We start from the raw sequence: 7467 nt of genomic DNA on the forward strand, positions 1-7467 counted from the left end.
CCCCCTCCCGACGGATCACCGAGAAGGCACCCTCCATGAACTCCACCACCATCCGCTGGGAGCAGGACCGCGAAGGCGTCGTCACCCTCGTCCTCGACGACCCGGACCAGTCCGCGAACACCATGAACGCCGCCTTCCGCGCCTCCCTCGCGGCGGTCACCGACCGCCTGGAGGCCGTGAAGGACACCATCAAGGGCATCATCGTCACCTCCGCGAAGAAGACGTTCTTCGCGGGCGGCGACCTGCGCGACCTGATCCGCGTCACCCCCGGCACCGCGCGGGAACTCTTCGACGGCGGCCTGGAGATCAAGCGCAACCTGCGCCGCATCGAGACCCTCGGCAAGCCGGTCGTCGCGGCGATCAACGGCGCGGCTCTCGGCGGCGGCTACGAACTCGCCCTCGCCTGCCACCACCGGATCGCCCTCGACACGCCCGGCACCAAGATCGGCTGCCCCGAGGTCACCCTCGGCCTGCTCCCCGGAGGCGGCGGCGTCGTCCGCACAGTGCGCCTCCTGGGGATCGCCGACGCCCTCCTGAAGGTTCTTCTCCAGGGCACCCAGTACAGCGCCCCCAGAGCCCTCCAGAACGGCCTCATCGACGACGTGGCCGGCACCCGCGAGGAACTCCTCGCGAAGGCCCGCGCGTTCATCGACGCCCACCCCGCCTCCCAGCAGCCCTGGGACAGGCCCGGCTACCGCATCCCCGGCGGTACCCCGGCCAACCCCAAGTTCGCCGCCAACCTGCCCGCCTTCCCGGCCACCCTGCGCAAGCAGACGGCGAACGCCCCCTACCCGGCGCCGCGCCGCATCCTCGCCGCCGCCGTCGAGGGAGCCCAGGTCGACTTCGAGACCGCGCAGGTCATCGAGGCCCGCTACTTCGTCGAACTCGCCGCCGGACAGACCTCGAAGAACATGATCCAGGCGTTCTTCTTCGACCTCCAGGCCGTCAACTCCGGCGCCAGCCGCCCCCAGGGCACCGAACCCCGCCCGGTGCGCCGGGCGGCCGTCCTCGGCGCCGGGATGATGGGCGCGGGCATCGCCTACGCGTGCGCGCGTGCGGGCATCGACGTCGTCCTCAAGGACGTCACGCTCGATGCCGCCCGCAAGGGCAAGGGCTACTCCGAGAAACTGTGCGCCAAGGCCGTCGCCAAGGGCCGGACGACCCAGGAGAAGGCCGACGCGCTGCTCGCCCGCATCACCCCCACCGCCGACCCCGCCGACCTCGCGGGCTGCGACGCCGTCATCGAGGCCGTCTTCGAGGACGCCTCCCTCAAGCACAAGGTGTTCCAGGAGATCCAGCACGTCGTCGCCCCCGACGCGCTGCTGTGCTCCAACACCTCCACGCTCCCCATCACCGCCCTCGCCGAAGGCGTCGAACGCCAGCAGGACTTCATCGGCCTGCACTTCTTCTCGCCCGTCGACAAGATGCCCCTCGTCGAGATCATCAAGGGCGAGCGGACGAACGATGAGACGCTCGCGCGCGCCTTCGACCTGGTCCGGCAGATCCGCAAGACGCCGATCGTCGTCAACGACTCGCGCGGGTTCTTCACCTCGCGGGTGATCGGCCACTTCATCAACGAGGGCGTCGCCATGGTCGGCGAGGGCATCGAGCCCGCCTCCGTCGAGCAGGCCGCCGCGCAGGCGGGCTACCCCGCCAAGGTGCTCTCCCTGGTCGACGAGCTGACGCTCACCCTGCCCCGCAAGATCCGCAAGGAGTCCCGGCAGGCCGTCGAGGAGGCGGGCGGCACCTGGACCGCGCACCCCGCCGAGGCCGTCATCGACCGCATGGTCGACGACTTCGACCGCCCCGGCCGCGCGGGCGGAGCGGGCTTCTACGACTACGACGACAGCGGCCGGCGGACCGCCCTGTGGCCGGGCCTGCGCGAGCACTTCACGCGCGCGGGCGCCGAGATCCCCTTCCGCGACATGCAGGAACGCATGCTGTTCGCCGAGGCCCTCGACACCGTCCGCCTCCTGGAGGAGGGCGTCCTCACGTCCGTGGCCGACGCCAACATCGGCTCCCTCTTCGGCATCGGCTTCCCCGGCTGGACCGGCGGCGTCCTCCAGTACATCAACGGCTACGACGGCGGCGCCGGGGCAGGTACGGGCCTCCCCGGCTTCGTGGCCCGCGCGCGCGAACTCGCCGACCGATACGGCGCCCGCTTCACCCCGCCGGCGCTGCTCGTCGAGAAGGCGGAGAAGGGCGAGACCTTCACGGACGCGTGACAGCGCGTACACCGTCGGCCCACCTCTTCCCCCTGCCCCTGTGACAAGTCCCGCTTTGTGACCTCGGCCACCGCGCGCGGGACGACGATCAGGACAAGCTGGGCCCCTGGCCTGTGCCTTCCATCCGAGGGCACAGGCCGACGCACGTCCGGACACCCGCGCGCGACCCGCGCGGGCGCACCAGAGAGTGGACCACCCGTGAGCAAGGACGCCGTGCAGACGGCCGCGACCGAAGCCGTACCCCACGCCCCCGCGGACGCGGGCGACGCCGGTTACAGCAAGGGCCTCAAGCACCGCCACGTCAACATGATCGCGATCGGCGGGGCCATCGGCACCGGCCTCTTCCTCGGCGCGGGAGGACGCCTGAACAACGCCGGACCCGCGCTCGCGCTCGCGTACCTGGTCTGCGGCGTCTTCGCGTTCTTCGTCGTCCGCGCGCTCGGCGAACTGGTCCTGTACCGGCCGTCCTCCGGGTCCTTCGTGTCGTACGCGCGCGAGTTCCTCGGCGAGAAGGGCGCCTACGTCGCCGGCTGGATGTACTTCCTCAACTGGTCGACCACCGGCATCGCCGACATCACCGCGATCGCCCTGTACACGCACTACTGGAGCGCGTTCACGAGCGTCCCCCAGTGGGTGCTCGCGCTGATCGCCCTCGCGGTCGTCCTCGCCATCAACCTCATCTCCGTGAAGATCTTCGGCGAGATGGAGTTCTGGTTCGCGATCGTCAAGGTGGCCACCCTCGTCGCGTTCATGGGCATCGGCATCTTCCTGCTGGCCACGCGGCACAAGGTCGGCGGCGAGACCCCCGGGCTGCACGTCGTCACCGACAACGGCGGCGTCTTCCCGCACGGCCTCATGCCCGTCGTCCTCGTCATGCAGGGCGTCATCTTCGCGTACGCCGCGCTGGAACTGGTCGGCGTCGCGGCGGGCGAGACCGCCGAGCCGGAGAAGGTCGTCCCGCGCGCGGTGAACTCGATCATGTGGCGCGTGGGCGTGTTCTACGTCGGCTCGGTCGTCCTGCTCGCCCTCCTGCTGCCGGGGTCCGTCTACTCGGCGGACGAGAGCCCCTTCGTGACGGTCCTCTCCAGGATCGGTGTCTCCGGCGCGGGCGACGTCATGAACCTCGTCGTCCTCACGGCGGCCATGTCCTCGCTCAACTCCGGCCTCTACTCCACGGGCCGCATCCTGCGCTCCATGGCGATGTCCGGCTCGGCCCCGAAGTTCACCGCCCGCATGAACCGCAGCCAGGTCCCCTACGGCGGCATCCTGCTGACCTGCGCGGTCTGCGTCCTCGGCGTCGGCCTCAACTTCCTGGTCCCCAGCCAGGCCTTCGAGATCGTCCTCAACGTCGCGTCCCTCGGCATCATCAGCACCTGGATCATCATCATGATCTGCCACATGATCTTCGTCCGCCGCGCGAAGGACGGCCTGGTGGAGCGCCCCTCCTTCCGGCTCCCCGGCAGCCCCGTCACCGAGATCGCCACGATCGCCTTCCTCCTCGTCTGCCTCGGCATGATGTGGAACGACGAGGAGGTCGGCCGCAAGACCCTCCTCCTCCTGCCGGTCATCGCCGCCGCGCTGGCCGGCGGCTGGTACGCCCTGCGCCGCAACACCGCCAAGGAACTGTCCGACCTGACGAAATAGCAGGTCAGCCCGATTGTCAGTGGCGTCGCCTACGGTGGTCCCATGCCGGAGATCACGTACACGAGGGGTGACGCCACAGCACCGTCGGTGAAGGGCGTCAAGGTGATCGCCCACGTCTGCAACGACAGCGGGGGATGGGGAAAGGGCTTCGTCCTGGCCCTCTCCCGCCGCTGGCCGCAGCCGGAGGCGGCGTACCGGGCCTGGCACAGGAACCGCGCCAAGAACGACTTCGGGCTGGGCGCGGTCCAACTGGTCCAGGTGGAGCGGTACGTATGGGTCGCGAACATGATCGGCCAGCGCGGGACCAGGACCGGCAGCAAGGGGGCGCCGGTCCGGTACGAGGCGATCGACGCGGCCCTGGAGCGGCTGGCGGCGCCCGTCCGTGACCTCGGGGCGTCCGTGCACATGCCGCGCATAGGCTGCGGGCTGGCAGGAGGCGCGTGGCCCCGCGTGGAGCCGCTGATAGCGGAGCGGCTGGTGCGCGAGGGGATCGCGGTGACGGTGTACGACCATGGGGAGGGCCTGAGGTGAGCGGCAAGGGCAGCGGCAAGGACATCGACGTACTCGTTCTCGGCGGAGCCGGCGTCGACACGATCATCCCCGTGCCCGCACTGCCCCTGCCGTACGCCGACAGTCATATGGTCGACGGCATCCACGCGCGGGCCGGGCAGACCGGGGACTTCGTGGCACTCGGCCTCACCGCGCTCGGCATGGCCGTGCACCACCTCGACTTCCTCGGGGACGACCCGGAAGGCGGGCTGGTGCGGGACTTCCACCGGGAGCACGGCATCGCGCTGACCGCCCTCCCGCAGGCGGCCGGGACCAAGCGGGCCACGAACCTGGTCTCGCCGGACGGGCGCAGACTGTCGCTGTACGACACGAGCCGCACCCGCTTCGACGACCGGTTCCCCGAGGACACCCTGCGGGAACTCGCCGCCCGCAGCAGGCAGGTACACGTCTCGCTCACCCAGCCCTGCGCCGACGCCCTCCCGGCCCTGCGCGAGACCGGCGCCCCCCTCTCGACGGACCTGCACGACTGGGACGGCGACAACCCGTACCACGAGCCGTTCGCCCTCGCCGCGGACCTCGTGTTCCTGTCGGCGGCGGCCCTCACGGACGTGGAGGCGACCATGCGCCGCATCGCGAGGGACGGCCGCGCGAGGACGGTGGTGGTGACGGCCGGCGACAAGGGCGCCTACCTCCTCACGGACGGCGCCCTGACCCACGTACCGGCATCCGTCCCGCCCGCCTCGGTGGTCGACTCCAACGGCGCCGGCGACGCCTTCGCGGCGGGCTTCCTCTACGGCACCCTGACCGGCGCGACCCCGAGGGAGAGCGCGCAATACGGCGCCCGCGCGGGGGCGTACGCGTGCACGGTCCCCGCCACCCGCGCCGCCGCCCTGACGAGGGCCGAGCTGTGATCCGAGAACTTCACAAACGCCCTCTACTGAACAGGAGTTCACCCCTGTACCGTCCCGCGCATGCCTCTAAGCAACCGCTTCACGACCTGGAGACCCCTCGCGGCCACCACCCTCACCGTCCTGGCGGCCTCCCTCCTCACCCCCACCGCGGCACAGGCGGGTTCACGGGAGAGCCTGCCGATCTACTCGTACGACACGGCGATACGCCAGTCCGTATGGGTGGACACGGGCCTGGACGGGGACGGCGACGGCAAGAAGGACCGCGTCGCCGTCGACATAGTCCGCCCCCGCGAACTCGCCCAGCAGGGCCGTAAGGTGCCGGTGATCATGGACGCCAGCCCCTACTACTCCTGCTGCGGCCGAGGCAACGAGAGCCAGTTGAAGACGTACGACGCGAACGGCAACGTCGTACAGATGCCGCTCTTCTACGACAACTACTTCGTCCCGCGCGGCTACGCGTTCGTCGGCGTCGACCTCGCCGGCACCAACCGCTCCGACGGCTGCGTGGACATCGGCGGCCCCTCGGACATCGGCTCCGCGAAGGCGGTCGTCGACTGGCTGAACGGCCGGGCGACCGCGTACACGACCCGCACGGGCAGCACGACCGCGAAGGCCGACTGGACCAACGGCCGCACCGGCATGATCGGCAAGAGCTGGGACGGCACGATAGCCAACGGCGTCGCCGCGACCGGCGTCAAGGGCCTCAAGACCGTCGTGCCGATCAGCGCCATCTCCTCCTGGTACGACTACTACTTCCAGCAGGGCGCCCCGCTGTACGACGGCGGCCCCGACGACCTCTCCGACTACGTCGACAGCCCGGACGCCCGGACCAAGTGCGCGGCCGTGCAGCAGCAGCTCAAGAACGGCGCGCCCCGCACCGGCGACTGGACCCCCCTGTGGACCGGCCGCGACTACGTCAAGGACGCGGGCAAGGTGAAGGCCAGCGTCTTCGCCGTGCACGGCATGCAGGACCTCAACGTCCGCACGAACCACCTCGGCCAGTGGTGGAACGCCCTCGCGAAGAACGGCGTCAAGCGCAAGATCTGGCTCTCCCAGACGGGTCACGTCGACCCCTTCGACTTCCGGCGCGGCGCCTGGGTCGACACGCTGCACCGCTGGTTCGACCACGAACTCCTCGGCTACGACAACGGCATCGACCGCGAGCCGATGGCCGACGTCGAGCGCCACCCCGACCAGTGGGAGACGTCCCGCGCCTGGCCCCCGTCCGGCACCCGGGCGACGACCCTGCGCCCCGCGACCGGCACCCAGCCCGGCGTAGGCGTCCTCGGCCTGCGCAAGGGCACCGGCACGGAGACGTTCACCGACAACCCCGCGCTGGACGAGACCGACTGGTCCGCGAAGATCGACACGGCGACACCGGAGAAGGCCGGGTTCACCACCGGCCCGCTCACCCGCGACCTGCGCCTCGCCGGCTCCCCGACGGTCACCGTCACCGCGACGCCCACGACGCCGACGGCCCACCTCTCCGCCGTCCTCGTCGACCTCGGCCCCGACACGATCCGCGACTACGCGGCCTCCGGTGAGGGCATCACGACCCTCACGAACCGCACCTGCTGGGGCGCGAGCACGGCGGGCGACAGCGCCTGCTTCAAGGAGACGGCGGCGCGGACGAAGGCCGTCGACTACACGGTCGTCAGCCGCGGCTGGGCGGACCTCGGCACGTACGCCGACCCCGGCCACGGCGTCCCGCTCACCCCGGGCAAGCGCTACACCCTCACGATCGCCCTCGCCGCGACCGACCACGTCGTCCCGGCGGGCCACCGCCTCGCCCTGATCGTCGCGGGCACGGACAATAACCTCATCGAACCCCCGGCCGACAAGCCGACGCTGACCCTCGACCTCGCCCGCACCTCGGCGAACGTCCCCCTCGTGGGCGGCGCCCCGGCCTTCGCCCGCGCGACGGCGGGGACGGCCACGACGCCGCCGAGGACAGCCGGCCCGCTGGAGGGCGTCGGCCCCAACGCGAAGGCGCGGCGCGTGCCGTAAGCACACGGGACACCGGAACGCCGGGGACACCGCTACGCACGGCGTCCCCACCGCGTCCGGCACTCTGATGACAACCGGCGCCGCAGGACCCACCTGCGGCGCCGCCCCCCCCCCCCCCCCGGCCGGGGGGGGGGCCCCCCCCCGGGGGGGGGCGGGCGGGGCGGGGGGGC

The 7467-nt window shown here is 71.4% G+C and carries 5 protein-coding genes; all 5 read left to right on the forward strand.

Annotation, left to right across the window (positions count from 1 at the left end; genetic code table 11):
* Nucleotides 1-35 precede the first annotated feature (35 nt).
* The 5 genes from PV682_RS06290 (at nt 36) to PV682_RS06310 (ending at nt 7297) form a co-directional block, all read left to right on the forward strand.
* Nucleotides 36-2225 carry a 3-hydroxyacyl-CoA dehydrogenase NAD-binding domain-containing protein gene (locus tag PV682_RS06290; protein ID WP_319724829.1) on the forward strand — a complete coding sequence of 730 codons (2190 nt, stop codon included), beginning with the start codon at nt 36-38 and terminating at the stop codon, nt 2223-2225.
* A gap of 198 nt (nt 2226-2423) precedes the next feature.
* A complete protein-coding gene (locus tag PV682_RS06295) occupies nt 2424-3869 on the forward strand; it encodes an amino acid permease (RefSeq protein WP_319724831.1) in 1446 nt (481 codons plus the stop codon).
* Nucleotides 3870-3911: 42 nt separating this feature from the next.
* Nucleotides 3912-4400, forward strand: a complete 489-nt coding sequence (locus PV682_RS06300) for a macro domain-containing protein (RefSeq protein WP_319724833.1) — start codon at nt 3912-3914, stop codon at nt 4398-4400.
* Entirely contained in the window at nt 4397-5290 is an 894-nt protein-coding gene (locus PV682_RS06305) for an adenosine kinase (protein ID WP_319724834.1), read from the forward strand. Before PV682_RS06300 ends, PV682_RS06305 begins: the two co-directional genes overlap by 4 nt.
* A 60-nt stretch (nt 5291-5350) precedes the next feature.
* Entirely contained in the window at nt 5351-7297 is a 1947-nt protein-coding gene (locus PV682_RS06310; RefSeq protein ID WP_319724836.1) for a Xaa-Pro dipeptidyl-peptidase, read from the forward strand.
* Nucleotides 7298-7467: the final 170 nt, after the last annotated feature.

It is taken from the genome of Streptomyces niveiscabiei (genome assembly GCF_033794345.1).
GTDB classification, from domain to species: domain Bacteria; phylum Actinomycetota; class Actinomycetes; order Streptomycetales; family Streptomycetaceae; genus Streptomyces; species Streptomyces niveiscabiei.